The sequence below is a fragment of the Chitinophaga sp. genome (genome assembly GCF_035538455.1).
Classification (GTDB): Bacteria; Bacteroidota; Bacteroidia; order Chitinophagales; family Chitinophagaceae; genus Chitinophaga.
Genome location: NZ_DATLKJ010000076.1, coordinates 1 through 15509, shown reverse-complemented (window position 1 = coordinate 15509; position 15509 = coordinate 1). Strand labels below are relative to the sequence as shown.

Here is a 15509-nt window from a genome sequence, read left to right as displayed (position 1 = left end):
ATAATGTCGGATCTTGGTTATCAAGGCATTAAAGGACTGCAGTCCAATGGATTAACAAACCCCTTTTTAAAATGGGAAGAAACTAAAAAACTGCAGGTAGGCTTAGACATAGGATTTTTACAGGATAGGATTTTGTTAAACACAAATTATACACGAAACCGTTCTTCCAATCAATTATTGGAAATCGGGCTTCCACTATTGACAGGATTTCAATTCGTTCCTAATAATTTGCCAGCCATAGTTCAAAATACAAGCTGGGAATTTAATCTTAATACAATCAATATTAAAAAGAAAGACTTTACATGGTCTACTAACTTAAATCTAACTATTCCGGAAAATAAGCTAGTTTCCTTCCCTGAACTTGCTACTTCAGCATTTGCATCGTTACTTATAGTAGGGCAGTCTATCAACGTAGTACAACTATACAAGTTCATAGGTGTAAATGAAAGTACAGGGAACTATCAGTTCATGGACAGCAAAGGCAATTTAACTACAGATCCCAATCCTGTAACCGATAGAATACGTATTGTAAATACCACTCCCCAATTTTATGGAGGCTTTCATAATAGTTTCACTTATAAAGGGGTTCAGCTTGACGTTTCCTTTCAATTCGTAAAACAAATAGCAAAACAAGATATTCAGCTAGGTCTTTCGTCCCCTCCAGGAACCTTTCAGAATATTCTTGGGAATCAACCAATCTGGGTATTAGATCGTTGGCAGAAATCCGGAGATAAGGCTCCCATAGAGCAATATCATTACAGCGACGCACTTTCTTTTCCATTATGGTTTAATACCATAAACAACAGTGATGCACTTTGGGTAGATGCCTCTTTTCTTAAACTAAGGAACGTATCAATATCATGGCAATTACCTGATCAATGGAAAAAGAAGATTCGCCTACAAGGATGTAGGTTATTTATTCATGGGCAAAATCTACTTACCATAACCCCCTTCAAAGGATTGGATCCAGAAATAAAAAGTTCTACATATCTTCCTCCATTAAGAAAAATCACAATTGGGGCTCAGATAGTTTTATAATCTTATCCCCCCATTATTTAAATCACAATCAGTAAAAAATGAAATACCCGAATAAATTACTATTGACACAGTTCATCGTAGTTACTACGTTTCTTTTATTGATTAATTCTTGCAAGAAGTTTGTACAAATAAACACTCCAAACAATGGGATCAGCAATATTGATGTATATAGCAGTAACGCTACCGCTATTGCTGTATTAAGTGGCATCTATATTAACATGAGTCAACCATCTATAAAAGATGGAGGCGCACTTAGCGTATCTACCTATTGCGGACTATCGGCTGATGAATTAACAATATATGGAAATGGTATTGCTGATGTACGGCTGAATGCATATTATAAAAATGCCTTAAATGCTTCAATCGTTGGCACTCCAGACCTATGGAGTAGCTATTATCAATTAATTTATGTGGCTAATGCTGCTATAGAAGGGCTTTCACAGTCAAAATCAATATCTATACAAATTAAACAACAACTAATAGGAGAAGCTAAATTCATAAGGGCATTTAGCTATTTTTACCTTACAAATTTATATGGGGATGTCCCGTTGGCAATAAATACAGATTATAAACAAAATATAATACTTCCAAGAACCCCCAAAGCACAAATATGGCAGGTAATAATTGCAGATCTAAAAGAAGCATATTTATTACTAAGTGATAAATACCTTGATGGGACGCTAGTTCGTTCAACATCAGAAAGGGTAAGGCCGACAAAATGGGCCGCGGCAGCCATGTTATCGAGATCATACTTATTCACAAGAGATTGGGTTTCTGCAGAAAACATAGCTTCTGTAGTTATAAACAATAAATCATTGTTTAACATTACGTCTTTAGACAGTACATTTCTCAGCAACAATAATGAGGCAATTTGGCAACTGCAACCAGTTAATAACGGCTGGAACACTGAGGATGCAAAAACATTTGTATTACCGTCAACAGGCCCTTCTAGAGACTGGCCAATTTATTTAAACAAGAATCTGATGGATTATTTTGAGCCCACTGATCAACGTAAAATAAAATGGATTGGAAGTGTTAATAAAGATGGCATTGATTACTTCTACCCTTATAAGTATAAAATTAACCTGCAATATCAACCGATAACAGAATATAGCACCATTCTACGGCTCGGTGAACAATATCTCATACGGGCAGAAGCTAGGGCACAACAAGGAAATATATCAGACGCCATTAATGATCTTAATACAATTAGAGTCAGAGCTGGCCTTCCCGAGACAACAGCAAGTACAACTTCAACATTACTAGAAGATATTTTACATGAACGGCAAGTGGAACTCTTCTCTGAGTGGGGACACAGATGGTTAGATCTCAAAAGGACCCAAAATATAGATGCCATTATGCAGATAGTTGCATCTCAAAAAGGTAGTACATGGAGCAGTAACTGGCAATTGTATCCTATTACCTTAAATGACATACTTAGAGATAGAAATTTAACACAAAATCCAGGATATTGATACAAATTAATATGAAATGTCTTATTTTATTATTATCAACGATATTCCCAAGGAATTCAGATACAACCTATATTAAGTTTGAAAGCCAAACATCCTGGCAACAAATACTAACAGAGGCAAAGAGGTCTAATAAATATGTATTTGTCGATTGCTTCGCCACTTGGTGTGGCCCTTGCAAATATATGGCCGATTCTATATTTACGACTAAAGCAGCAGCAGATTATATGAACACCAATTTCATAAATCTAAAAGTGCAAATGGATGTTACATCCAAAGATAACCAGGAGATAAAGAACTGGTATAAAGACGCCAAAATGATCATGCAAAAATATGACATCAAAGGGTTTCCCACTTTCCTCTTCTTATCCCCGGACGGAGAACTGGTATATCAGGCAATCGGGGGAGTTGCAGATGCCGGCTCATTTATCACCAAGGCGAAGAAAGCACTGGACCCGGATGAACAATACTTCTTTTTACTCGAACAATACAACAAGGGGTATAAAAACCAAGCCTTTATTGCGAGGCTCATCACTGCCGCTGACAAATCAGGAGACCAACAAATGGTGACAAAATTGAAGAAAGAACTAACAACTGACCGCAATTAAAATATCTAAATTATAAAAGACACAACTGCAGTATCCATTCCTGCTCAAAAAACCAAACATACAAAAAGCCTAATGATGAAAAATGTCTTGAATGTACTTATCCTTTCCGGGATTACCTCTGTGAGCTGCTATGCGCAAGGCAACACAGCAAAAACAGGAACCGACAGCTATAAAATACAGCCTGTAGTCATGCAATCCCGGTGGGCTAAGGAAGTAAGTCCTGCAAATGCATTAAAAGAATATCCGCGCCCACAACTGGTACGTAAAAACTGGCAAAATCTAAATGGCCTCTGGGAGTATGCTATCAAAGACTCCTCCACAGCTTTTCCAACAAGTTACCAAGGCACAATTCTCGTACCCTTTCCACTCGAATCAGCATTATCCGGGGTGAAAAAATCTCTGATGCCCGATCAGCAGCTCTGGTACAAAAAAAACATTCAAAAACCAACATTAGCACCAGGAGAACGGCTGTTACTTCACTTCGGCGCAGTAGACTGGCAGGCAACCATTTTTCTGAACGGCAAAGAGGTAGGTCAGCATACTGGCGGCTATCAGCACTTCACATTTGACATTACCGACTTTCTGAAACCTGGTGCAAATGAACTGCTGGTGAAAGTTTACGACCCAACGGATGATGGTCCCAATCCGCATGGCAAGCAGGTACTAAACCCGGCGGATATCTATTATACTCCCAGCAGCGGTATTTGGCAGACGGTATGGACAGAAAAAGTTCCATCTTCCTATATCAGTAGTATAAAAGCAACTCCAGATATCGACAAAGGGATACTACACGTAAACGTAAACGCGGAAGGTAGCGATGCGATTGCTGTAGAAGTAACTGCCAAAGCAAATGGGAAAGTTATCAGCACTCAAAAACAATCACTGTCCAAAAACAATAAGACTGCAACTGCAGATTTATCACTCAGTATTCCTGGTCCGCATCTCTGGTCTCCTGAAGATCCTTTTCTGTATGACATTTCTGTGCGCTTGGTGAAAGGCACTGGCACGGTAGATCAGGTGGAAAGCTATGCAGGCATGCGTAAGATAACCATACAGAAAGATGAGAAAGGAGTAGATCGCATCTTCCTGAATAATAAATACACTTACAACCTGGGTACGCTCGATCAAGGCTTCTGGCCAGACGGTTTGTACACTGCCCCTACAGATGAAGCCCTTGCTTTTGATATCAAAGCTATTAAAGCAATGGGCTTTAATACCATCCGAAAACATATAAAAGTAGAACCGGAAAGGTGGTATTACCATGCAGATAAAACAGGAGTTCTCGTATGGCAGGATTTTGTAAATCCTCCTCATCATATGCCGGGAGGAGCCAAAGCCGCCTTTGAAAAAGAGGCGCAGGAAACAATGGAACAGCTCCATAATCACCCCAGTATTGTTACCTGGGTGCTCTTCAATGAACGCTGGGGGGCTTATGATCAGCAAAGACTTACAGAATGGGTAAAAAAACAAGATCCTTCACGAATCGTGAATGGGCATACAGGTGAGTTACTATACGTTAATGAACAATTACGTGCCCCCTCTGATAATCCCTGGGTTAGCAGTGACATGACTGACGTACACTCCTACCCCGATCCAATGAATGCTCCGGCACAGCCAGGCAAAGCGAGAGTACTGGGTGAATTTGGTGGTATTGGCGTATCTGTACCCAATCACGAATGGAACGATCTGCAGGGATGGGGATATATCCAGATCACACCCGCAGAACTGAAAGGCAAATATGAAATCATGACCAAGCGACTGAAAAAACTGGAAACCGAGGGTTTAAGCGCCTCCATTTATACGCAGCCTTTTGATGTAGAAGGAGAAGAAAATGGTATTCTCACCTACGATCGTGAGATCATTAAGATTCCTGCCAATGAAATCAGAGAAATCAACAGTATGCTTATTGAACAGGCAAAAGGATATACTCCTGACTCAAAGTTCGTCATCGCCAGAAATATGGATCTGAACGATAACGACAACAGATACAATGAGTTCCTTAGTCAATATGAACAGGGTAAACATGATTCTGCTTTCCTGAGACGCCTGACTTTAATGGCGCTTCGTAAACAGGACCAGCCAAACACAACAAAGATAGGGAACACCTTCATAAGCACCCTTACACAACCTTTTTCAAGAGACAACCTGACATTTATCAGACATATTACACGCACCTCCAATGACAAAGGTTTTCAAATGTTCCTTAATGATCAGGAAAAAATAAATGCTGTTTTAGGTCCAAGTAGCGCACAGAGTGTGGTAAAACAGATTATTAATAACGAAGAAATAGCTCCTTACATCGGAGAAAAACACCCAAATCCCGACTGGGATGCCATACAGCAAAGAGTAACGAAAAAATACGGAACTACCGGAGAAGAATATGTAATAGGTCGCCGTATGCTTTACTATTTTGATATTGCCAAGGACTGGAAAAAATTCGGAGAATACTATATGCACTATTACAAAACGGCACTCAAACACAGTGACTATAATATTAACACACTCTCCTGGTTCATATTTGAAAAGGTAAATGATCCTAAAATATTGAACTTCGCCGTGGATGTTTCCAAATACAACATTGAAAAATTTGATCCCACTCCAGAAGCATGGGACACATACGCTAATCTCCTTTATAAAACAGGCAAACACAATGAAGCTATAGAATGGGAAAGGAAAGCGCTACAGGAAAAGAAAGGCAGCGAAGATGAGAAGGTCTACGCCGAAGCACTCGACAAAATGCAAAAGGGCCTCCCCACCTGGCCTCAGCAATAACGGATAAAACTATTGTTCGGATTTTCATTTTTCACCAATAGAGAAATACGTCACTGGTAATCTTGCCGGTGACTTTTTATTTGCACAGAACTGCGCTACTACCGCATGAAACAATAATTCTCGTTACAAAAAATTAATGACGGATTAACAAAAAATCGGTCCTCAATCGTAGTACTAAAGCATTTTGAGAGGTGTATTATATATGTTCGAAATGCAAATTCCGAAGTCATTTCAACACACAAGTTCAAATGATAAATATTCAAATGTTATAGCGAAGTCTATAGAGTGAAACAGAAATTTGTTACTATCCCCTTTCGTGAGACAGGCAAATAAATTCCAGGCTTATAAAATCTGCAATATGGCATCTAAACGTCCTAGAAAAATATTATGGATAGAGAAGGATGAGAGAGATTTTACCCCTATTGAAACCATACCGGAAGAATATATGCATCTGATTATTCCATATGCAGGTGTGTTCTTTTACAGGGATGCCGATTGTGATATGGTCTGCCAGAATATTAAACTAAAAGACTTCTCTATATGGACGCATGAAGTGTTCGCTAACACAGATATACTCCTGGCGCCATTCACACCGCGGCATATACTGGCTCTCCATTATATGGACGCCGACAGCGTGATGGCAGATATCTTTGAAAGAGGCCCCTTCAGGCTTGGAGCAGAAGAAGTAAACCTGTTCAATCTCCACTCTCATTTTCACAAAGCGTTGGTGGGAGCAGATAAAGTTGTCTTCAGCTTCCACATCAATATCGAGCCGGGAATACTACCAGACCTTGCCAGGCGGTATCCCCAGCTGCATAATTTGTCTACCAAAAAAATAACTGATGAAAGCGGCACATTGAATTTAAAGCCTTATAAGATAACCCCTGCCTCCCGCGGATTGCTGCTCTCCATGTGGAAATGCAGACTCCTGGAAGTACAGGCCGAATATTTCCTGCACAGGTGTTGCGTAGACCTCTTTATCAATTTCGCCAGACAGGACGAACTTTCATCCATTGAAAGTTCCTCAACCCCAGCAATAGACGCCACCTTAAGCGAGGTATTTGAATACCTCACGGAAAATGTGCAGGGAAAATATGACGTGGATAAACTTGCAGCATTATACAACATGGAGCCGGAAGTACTCGAATCAGCATTCGAACACCTCTACTTCATCACACCTGAAGCATATTTGCATCAGCAGAAAATGATGACTGCCTATAATCTTATTGTAAAAACAAAAACCAACATGAGCATGATCGCACGGAAAACAGGATACAAAACAAAACGCGAACTGTGGATGGACTTCGAAGCCTACTATGGCTGCTCGCCTGTTGCAGTTAGCAATGCCCAGTAACCATTTATCAAGTCCTTTTTTCCTGCGATCTTAAGTTATTCCATTGATATAGGATTCGAACGGTGTGGGCTAATCCTGGCCTCACCTCCTTTTTTACTCCACTACTACTATACCGCTTGCGGTAAAACGGATCTCCCGTTTAGGCGCCGTGATCGCCTCAATCTCTTGCTGCGGCTTCTTAGCATCCTCAGCATAATGCTTCAGCTCTGCTACAGAAGTAACATGATTGTAAGCCAGACCGTCCAGCACAATAGTCTTCCCCTTGATGTCCATCGGCACGAAGAAGCCGTAGTCTTTCATTTTCACAAAAGCGGTAGTACTATCATTTACCTGCAATTTCATCCAACAGCCTTTCTTAGGGCATACGTCCAATACCTTTGCTTTTACTTTCACCTGCATCTTAGCGGTATCATTCTTTAATAAAGATGGCAGCTGCATAGCTTCCACTGCTCCCCCTGCCGTAGTGCCTGCTCCATAAATAGTACCAGGATTAGCGGGGCCTTTTGGTGGCTGTGCCTTCGCAGCAATGCCGATTACTAACAGTACAAAAAAGAAAATCCTTTTCATCTTTCTCAATTTATATAGGTTATTACAGCTGTAAGATAGTGATATAATTAATGTGGTAATGTTTCCGGCCCGGGCATTTTATAGGGTTTGTCTGTAATCGCCTGCAAAAAGGCAATCAGTGCTTCCTTGTCGTCTTGAGTGAGGCCCAGCGGCTTCATATGCCAATCAGGAAAATCATTTACGCAAAAAGGGAAATCGCCGGAAAACAAAAAAAGAAAGCTGCGTTTACCCCGCAGCGTTATAATGCAATTTTATGAAGCAGAAATAGTCCAGCTTACAGGAATCCTCCGGCATTACGATGTCCGGAGGTTTCTTTTTGGCATTTGCGGATTTTTTTATTTCGATATTTAGTTATTGTCTCCGCTGCATTTTTAAATAACTAAATATCGAAATAAAAAAATCCGCAAATATTATAACTCTCTTACCCAGATATTACGGAAACTAAGTGGCTCGCTCTTGTCACCGTGCGCCTGCAATTTAATCGGACACGCGCCATGCGCCTGGCCGTAAGATGGCTGACCGATGTATTGCGTAGGGCCTTTCAGTTCCACATTATTCTGAACCAGCACGCCGTTGAACAATGCTGTTACACGTGCAGGTGATACCAATTTACCGTCAGTGCCAAATACAGGAGCAGTCCAGATTACATCGTAAACCTGCCACTCTCCCGGTTTCAATGTGGGGTTAGCCAGCGGCACATGTTGTTTGTAGATACTGCTGGCCATACCGTTGGTATAGGTTTTACTATTGTAAGAATCTAATACCTGTAGCTCGTAGCCGCCATCTCCTTTACCAAGTGAAGCGAGGAATACACCACTATTACCACGTCCCTGGCCAGTTCCGGTAATGTTGGCGGGTACGCGCCACTCAATATGCAGCTGGTAGTTGGTGAATGCTTTCTTTGTTTCGATGTTCCCTACTTTCTTGTTTACGGTGAGTATCCCTTTCTCCACAGTCCATTGGGCAGCAGCATTTCTGTCATCTGCCATTACCCACTGATCAAGATTAGTACCGTCGAATAGTATGATCGCGTCAGACGGCGCATCTCCGCATTTCTTTGCAGGCTTCACTTCCGGCGGTACCGGCGTGTATACTTCTGTATCCTCAGGCTTTGCCTTTTCCTGGGCATTTGCATAATAACATCCTCCTGCGAGCAGCAGGGTAAGCAAGTACTTTCCTTTCATAAAATGTAATTAACGTGGTTGTTGTATTTTCGAATTTTCGGATTTAGGAATTTAGGAAATTTTAAATCTCCGCTGCATTCATAAATTCGAAAATCAGATAATTCCGAAATCTCAAAATACCTAAATTATTTCTGATTTTTTACCAGTGTAAAAGTAGCTTCCTGCACATCCCTGGAATTGCTGCCCACCATCACTTTAAATTCTCCCGGCTCATAAATATATTGGAGGTCAGCATTGTAGAATTTCAGGTCTTCTGTGGTCAGCTGGAACGTTACCTCTTTTGTTTCACCAGCTTTCAGCATGATCTTCTGAAATGCTTTCAGTTTTTTCACCGGCTGAGCCACGGAAGCGTATACATCATGAATGTAGAGCTGAACAGTTTCCTCACCATCATACTTACCTGTGTTACTCACTTTCACCTTTACCTGCAGGCGTTCTGAAGGCGTGATGTTGTTCTTACTAAGCTGCAGCGGGCTATAAGTGAATTTCGTATAGCTGAGACCGTAGCCAAATGGGAACAACGGCTCGTTAGACACATCCAGGTAGTTGGAGTGGAATTTCTGCGCAGGCTCACCTACAGGCTGAGGACGGCCGGTATTTTTATGATTGTAGTAGATCGGATTCTGTCCTACATGCTGCGGGAATGTCATGGTCAGCTTTCCTGAGGGGTTATAATCGCCGAACAATACATCTGCGATGGAGTTACCCGCTTCCTGACCCTGAAACCAAACATCTACCAGGGCATCAGCGATCTCGTTCTCCATACCCAACGTGAGCGGGCGGCCTGCCATTACAACCACCACCAGCGGTTTGCCTGTTTTAGACAACGCCTGTAATAATTTTTGCTGACTGGCGGGAAGACTGATATCTGTGCGGGAAGAAGCCTCGCCGGTCATTTCAGCGGTTTCTCCTACCACGGCTACCACCACGTCTGCATTGGATGCTGTTTCCACAGCTTCAGACAACAACTGCCCGGGCGATTTTGCTTCATCCGCAATGGTTTTCCCATAGGGCGTAAAGCTGTTGACGATCTTCACAAATGCGGTATCATCACTGATATTAGCGCCTTTCGCATAGAGTACCTTAGCATTGCTGCCAACCGCGCGCTGCACACCATCCAACACAGGAATAGCCAGTTGTCTGTCGCCGGATACAGCCCATGTACCCAGCATATTCACCTTATCGTTGGCCAGCGGTCCTATCAGCGCAATGGTGCCGGATTTTTTCAGGGGTAGGGCCTGGTTATTGTTCTTCAATAACACGATAGAGCGGGCGCCAAATTCCCGCGCTGCTTTTTTGTGTGCTGCGCTCAGCACTTCTTTGCTGCGGGACGCATCACAATAACGATAAGGATCTTCAAACAGTCCCAGTTTATATTTGGCTTCCAGTACCCTTCTGCAGGCATCATCAATCTGTTGCTGCGTGGTTTTGCCTTCCTGTAATGATTTCTTAATGGTCTGGATAAAGCCTTCACCCACCATGTCCATATCCACACCGGCATTGAGAGACAGTGCAGACACTGCCTGCAAATCCCCCATACCATGCGCGATCATTTCGTTGATAGCGGTGTAGTCCGTTACCACCAGGCCTTTGAAACCCCATTGTTTACGCAGGAGATCTGTGAGCAGCCACTTATTACCGGTAGCCGGTATGCCGTCCACTTCATTGAAAGAAGTCATGACACTGCCGGCGCCCGCATCCAGTGCGGCTTTATAAGGCGGCAGATAGTATTCAAACATTTTTACACGGCTCATATCCACGGTATTGTAATCTCTTCCCGCTTCCACTGCGCCATAAAGTGCAAAGTGCTTTACACAAGCCATAGCGGTGTTGGCAGCAGCCAGGCTGTTGCCCTGGTAACCTTTTATCATGGCTTTGGCAATCTCGCCGCCGAGATACGGATCTTCACCCGATCCTTCCGCCACGCGGCCCCAACGTGGGTCACGCGCGATGTCTACCATCGGTGAATAGACCCAGTTCACGCCCTCTGCAGTGGCCTCTGTAGCAGCAATGCGTGCAGAACGCTCTATCATCGGTAGATCCCAGCTGCACGATAACCCTAACGGTATCGGGAATACGGTTTTATAACCATGGATAACATCTAATCCTATCAGTAAGGGAATTTTAAGACGGCTGCCGGTTACCGCCAGCTCCTGTATCTGTTTTATTTTTTCAACACCGCCGTTAATACCAAACAGCCCGCCTACATTGCCGGCCTTAATCTTGGCAGCCACGTTACTGCTCGCTACAGAACCGGTAACAATATCACCCGGCGTAAGCAGGTTGAGCTGTCCTATTTTTTCATCCAGTGTCATCTGCGACATCAGGCGGTTCACGAAGCTGTTTATATCTTTACGGGGTTCTTTGCTTGTAGTAGTAACAATGCCTGTCTTCGGGTGGTTCTGCGCCGCAGCCGTCAGGCTCATCAGCGCCAGCAACCCTGGTAAAATGCTTGACCTTTTCATACGTGTCCTGTTAACGTGTTTAAAATGCTGTACAAATGTAAACAAATAAAAAAACGGGCCGGCGATAAAAGCCAGCCCGGATTATATATTTATTTAACCCTATAAACGATATAATAAGATCATGGAGCATTACAATGTGCAATGTCCACACACACGGCTACAAACCCCACTGTCACAGGAATAAATTAAAAGGTGATTTTCTCGCACAGCAAGCATTGGCGATAAAAACAGACGCTGTTCACTCCGGGTTGATATTTATGCAGATATACTGCCAGCAACAATTGCGGTAACGGGTATTCCAAACTCAGCGTCCTGCTCTGTTGACGGACATAATATTACGGTATCCTACTGCAACCAGATCACCGGATGCAGAAATACACATCGTATAACCATTACAGTTAGCCGTCATTACTAAAACTGCAATCTGAAACTACCGAAAATACCGAAGTTGCTGGGATGTGAAGCCTGCGAGCTGTTGGGATAAAAGCGCCAGACAGCATCCACCCGGAAGAACCTGAAAATATTATCGAAGCCGGTACCCACTTCTGTATAGATATTTCCCTTTAACGAGCGCATGCCATAGTCGCCGTATTCAATGCGGTTATAGATCCTGTTGGCAGGAGAAAGATCCCCGACGACCGTTTTTGCATTCCAGAACTGACGTACACCTGTTTTACGCATGAAAGGCAGCAGGTTAAGCAGTTTGCCGTCAAAGTTATGTTCTACATTGATACCTGCATAGCGATCGCTGAAGAACTCATATTTGTTCATCAGGCTGAAAGCCTCTTTGTTGTAGTAATAGGTTTCGTTGCCGGGATGCATCTGCAATAACATAAACGGTAGCCTGGGCGCAAAAATCTTTCCGGCATAGGCCATGTAGTTCACCTGTCCCCAGCCAGGGATACGGAAACGCTGGCTGATGCTCATATTTAGCTTCTGATATTGATAGCGGCTGCCCAATAGTCCGGAAGGAGCAAAGGCATATGTCAACTCAACTACTGGCTGGTTGCTGCGCAGACGGCGCACTTTGCGGAAGGTACGTATCTCCTTCTCACCGGGTGCATAACGCAGTTTTACCTGGAACTCTGTATTTACAACCGGGCCATTGTCTGTTCCCGGCGGCAGGAAAATCTTGTGTGGAGGCAGCGGATCAAAGGTGGTATACGAGCTTCTCGCTGCGCTGCCCTGTATGGAGAAGTCACCAAAACGGCGTGTGGCAGCGAATTTTATTTCATTCTCGCGGATGAACTTTTGTTTGATACCGGAGCGGCGTATCAGCTGGCCGAAGATATTATCGAGAGAAACCTCTTCTCCGTTAAAACCTCGTTGGCGGTTATCCAGATCGTCTTTATAGGAAGAGTGGAAGGACCAGTTGTGATACTCATAAGCAACCGTGAACTTCCCTTTGATGGATTCATCACGGGTGCCATAGGCCAGATAGCCATACAGTCGCAAATTACGGCTGAAGGCTGCTGTAGTCCCCAGATCGAAACGAAAACGCATACCTTCTACCGGGTTGCGGCTCACCCAGCGGTACCATGGCCCTATCTCTACTTTGCCCAGTTTGATGTGACCATCCACGATGAAAGTGACCGTATTACTGAGCTTTTTGAAAGCGGGCATCGACCTTAGTGTGTCCACCAGTGTATAGGCGTATTGCTCGTTCCTGGAAAGTGGCTCCGGCCGCAACCTGGTCCAGTAACTGCTGTCAGTCAGCCTGGCGCTGTCCGTAATCACGATTTCCTCTTTCTTGCTATTGGCGCCCAGCCTGTCGCCGATATGTGGCTGATTGACCTCCACATGACGATACAACGTTGTTTTGCGGCCAATAAATGAGGTCCGTTCCTTTCCAAGCGGGCTCAGCTCTACAATAAATCTGTCCTTGGATACAATCCATTCTTTCTCATTCAGGCGGGAGAACTCCTGTATTAGATCCAGACGCTTCACAAAGTTAATGTTCACAGCGCCGGTTACAGTCATACTGATCTTCTGTAAAGCCCAGGTGCTACTATGTATCCAACAGTCGCCGGAGAAGGTGTTCTCTCCTTCCCGCTTGGGCGCAAAACCGAGATGATAATATTTCTCGCCATGCAGCAATACGGTGTCCAGTCCCTTGTAGTTATAATACCGGTCGCCGGCTGCGCTGACGGGGCTGACAAACTCACGCCCGAATATACTCATGTAGTTATCGTAGGTATTGATCTTCTGGTTGATGCCCCCCAGGTATTCCATGACGGATTCGTTCCGGATACCGCTGGTCTGCAACGCTTTTATCTCCTCCCTTACCCTGGAGGGTGAGCCGCCGGTATAATAATCGGAGATGGATTCGCTGAGAAACACCGGCAGGAATGGCTGGGACTCAGTAGTAGAGTCGATGCGGTGTAATAAAGGTGCAAATGGCTTCATCATGCCGGACCGCAGCCATTTCGAATGCTGAAGGTTAGACAGATCCACCTCGAGTTTATTATACAACTCTGCATAATAGGAGTTGTAATGCGCAGGCGCATTCTCCCCTTTATGCGCCACCACCTGGCGCCACCATACGAGGCCCTTGTTGAGCTTCGCCTTCACTTCCACACCCTCCTTCCGCGCTGTTTCCATCTCAATGACCAGTTCGGGCCACTTTTGCAGTTCCTGCGCAGGTATGTATTTTACATTATAGCCAACATAACGAACCACCAATGTATCCGGCGTGCGGAAACTCTTCTTCAGACGGAAAATGCCGGCGCTGTCTGTCATACAGCCATAACCGGCAACTTTCCAATACACTGTGGCAAACGGTAATGGCTCTTGCGTGAACTGTCCTGTCACCTTTCCGGTTAACAGGTCCTGGGCCAGGACTCCCTGTGATAAAGTCAGCAGGAAGGCACACAATATCCACTTCTTCAAAATACAGTTGCAGGTACTTAACATCAAGTTCAATTATTGCTCACAGCTTACTAAAATGCTCCAGTTCAGGTGTTATTGACAAAACGCCACAACTTAGCCTTACCCTCCATTGGAAATGAAAAAACATTGTTATAATTTTCCCAAAGTGGTCACACCGTTTTCCTGTTGCAGGGATTCAACAGCTTAAAGTCCCGGTTCTACGGTTCATATGAAATTTCTTTTCGGAGAAATGATGTTTTTTCATTTTTACAGTAATAAATTGTTGATGTATGAAGTTCCTGCAGTCACTATTATTAATCTTAAGCATTATCACCGGCCCGAAATCCGCTATGGGCGCACAGAATACGGAAGGGTTCCGGCTGGTGAAACAGGATGGCGCCATCAGTCTTTATGAACGCTGGATCGCGGCAGCAGGCGGCGAAAAAGTCAGAGAAATAAAGGCCGTTTTCATGGTGCATACCACCCCCACCGCCGTGGCAGACCTGCTCCGCAACCAGGCCAGAGGCACACAGTGGAATATCAATGCCAGCACCTACCGCATCATCCCCTTACCCGATCATAACCATTGGATCACCTATATACAATATGATATTCCCTGGCCCGTGGACGACCAGGATTGCTGTCTTTCCTACCATTTTGAGGAGAGGCAGGGCAATGCCGGCGCCAGTGTCATCGCCTTTGAAAGCACCACCCACAGCCAGTTTCCTGTCAGTAGTAAAATCACCCGCATCACGGGCACCCGCGGCAAATGGGTACTGGAAGAACAACAGAACGGAAATGTTGGCATTACTTACCTTGTTACCACAGACCGTAACCGGAAAATCCCCAGGTGGGTTTCCGACCCCATCATCCACGATAATCTCTTCAAAACCATGAGAAAGTTTAAGAATATCCTGGAAGGATTTTAACGTTTCCTTTATTAACTAAATTTTTCGTTTTAAAACTAAATATATAGTTTTAGCGTAGAAAACGATGAACTATGCGAAACTATCTATTGATCCCGCTGTTCCTGCTGATACTAGGCGCTCACCAAACGCAGGCCCAGCAAACACTGGACAAGAACAGGGTAATGGAATACCTGCAGGAACAACAATATGACGAAGCAATCACCTATCTCCGCGATGCCGTCAACAAAAACGATCCCAGGCAAATGGCACTAT

At 43.9% G+C, this 15509-nt stretch carries 10 protein-coding genes and 1 pseudogene; 7 read left to right on the top strand and 4 right to left on the bottom strand.

Annotation, left to right across the window (positions count from 1 at the left end; translation table 11 throughout):
- The 5 genes and pseudogenes from VM802_RS08680 to VM802_RS08660 form a co-directional block, all read left to right on the top strand.
- Positions 1–1038, top strand: a pseudogene (locus VM802_RS08680) (SusC/RagA family TonB-linked outer membrane protein); the annotation flags it as partial.
- A 38-nt stretch (positions 1039–1076) separates the two neighbouring features.
- A complete protein-coding gene (locus VM802_RS08675; RefSeq protein ID WP_325529438.1) occupies positions 1077–2513 on the top strand; it encodes a RagB/SusD family nutrient uptake outer membrane protein in 1437 nt (478 codons plus the stop codon).
- Between the two features lie 11 nt (positions 2514–2524).
- Entirely contained in the window at positions 2525–3118 is a 594-nt protein-coding gene (locus VM802_RS08670) for a thioredoxin family protein (RefSeq protein WP_325529437.1), read from the top strand.
- A 72-nt stretch (positions 3119–3190) separates the two neighbouring features.
- Entirely contained in the window at positions 3191–5890 is a 2700-nt protein-coding gene (locus tag VM802_RS08665; RefSeq protein ID WP_325529436.1) for a glycoside hydrolase family 2 protein, read from the top strand.
- Between the two features lie 358 nt (positions 5891–6248).
- The gene (locus tag VM802_RS08660; RefSeq protein WP_325529435.1) at positions 6249–7244 is read left to right on the top strand and encodes a helix-turn-helix domain-containing protein; all 996 of its coding nucleotides are present in this window, start codon (positions 6249–6251) and stop codon (positions 7242–7244) included.
- A 93-nt stretch (positions 7245–7337) separates the two neighbouring features.
- On the opposite strand, the gene VM802_RS08655 is transcribed toward VM802_RS08660, so the two are convergent.
- The 4 genes from VM802_RS08655 to VM802_RS08640 form a co-directional block, all read right to left on the bottom strand.
- Positions 7338–7811: a DUF4920 domain-containing protein gene (locus tag VM802_RS08655; protein ID WP_325529434.1), complete on the bottom strand. Its 474-nt coding sequence runs from the start codon at positions 7809–7811 to the stop codon at positions 7338–7340.
- Between the two features lie 410 nt (positions 7812–8221).
- A complete protein-coding gene (locus tag VM802_RS08650) occupies positions 8222–8995 on the bottom strand; it encodes a 3-keto-disaccharide hydrolase (protein WP_325529433.1) in 774 nt (257 codons plus the stop codon).
- Positions 8996–9120: 125 nt separating this feature from the next.
- The gene (bglX, locus tag VM802_RS08645) at positions 9121–11460 is read right to left on the bottom strand and encodes a beta-glucosidase BglX (RefSeq protein ID WP_325529432.1); all 2340 of its coding nucleotides are present in this window, start codon (positions 11458–11460) and stop codon (positions 9121–9123) included.
- A gap of 411 nt (positions 11461–11871) precedes the next feature.
- The gene (locus VM802_RS08640) at positions 11872–14349 is read right to left on the bottom strand and encodes a DUF5686 family protein (RefSeq protein ID WP_325529431.1); all 2478 of its coding nucleotides are present in this window, start codon (positions 14347–14349) and stop codon (positions 11872–11874) included.
- Positions 14350–14618: 269 nt separating this feature from the next.
- On the opposite strand from VM802_RS08640, the gene VM802_RS08635 reads away from it, so the two are divergent.
- Together VM802_RS08635 and VM802_RS08630 are read left to right on the top strand one after the other, a co-directional pair.
- Positions 14619–15257 carry an START domain-containing protein gene (locus VM802_RS08635; protein WP_325529430.1) on the top strand — a complete coding sequence of 213 codons (639 nt, stop codon included), beginning with the start codon at positions 14619–14621 and terminating at the stop codon, positions 15255–15257.
- A gap of 71 nt (positions 15258–15328) precedes the next feature.
- Positions 15329–15509, top strand: a 181-nt coding sequence (locus VM802_RS08630; protein ID WP_325529429.1) for a hypothetical protein, incomplete at its 3' end; no start/stop codon positions are given.

Excerpts from the sequence above, each read along its gene's own strand:
- VM802_RS08675 (WP_325529438.1), top strand. The coding sequence starts at position 1,077 with ATGAAATACCCGAATAAATTACTATTGACACAGTTCATCGTAGTTACT.
- VM802_RS08670 (WP_325529437.1), top strand. The coding sequence starts at position 2,525 with ATGAAATGTCTTATTTTATTATTATCAACGATATTCCCAAGGAATTCA.
- VM802_RS08665 (WP_325529436.1), top strand. The coding sequence starts at position 3,191 with ATGATGAAAAATGTCTTGAATGTACTTATCCTTTCCGGGATTACCTCT.
- VM802_RS08660 (WP_325529435.1), top strand. The coding sequence starts at position 6,249 with ATGGCATCTAAACGTCCTAGAAAAATATTATGGATAGAGAAGGATGAG.
- VM802_RS08655 (WP_325529434.1), bottom strand. The coding sequence starts at position 7,811 with ATGAAAAGGATTTTCTTTTTTGTACTGTTAGTAATCGGCATTGCTGCG.
- VM802_RS08650 (WP_325529433.1), bottom strand. The coding sequence starts at position 8,995 with ATGAAAGGAAAGTACTTGCTTACCCTGCTGCTCGCAGGAGGATGTTAT.
- bglX (WP_325529432.1), bottom strand. The coding sequence starts at position 11,460 with ATGAAAAGGTCAAGCATTTTACCAGGGTTGCTGGCGCTGATGAGCCTG.
- VM802_RS08635 (WP_325529430.1), top strand. The coding sequence starts at position 14,619 with ATGAAGTTCCTGCAGTCACTATTATTAATCTTAAGCATTATCACCGGC.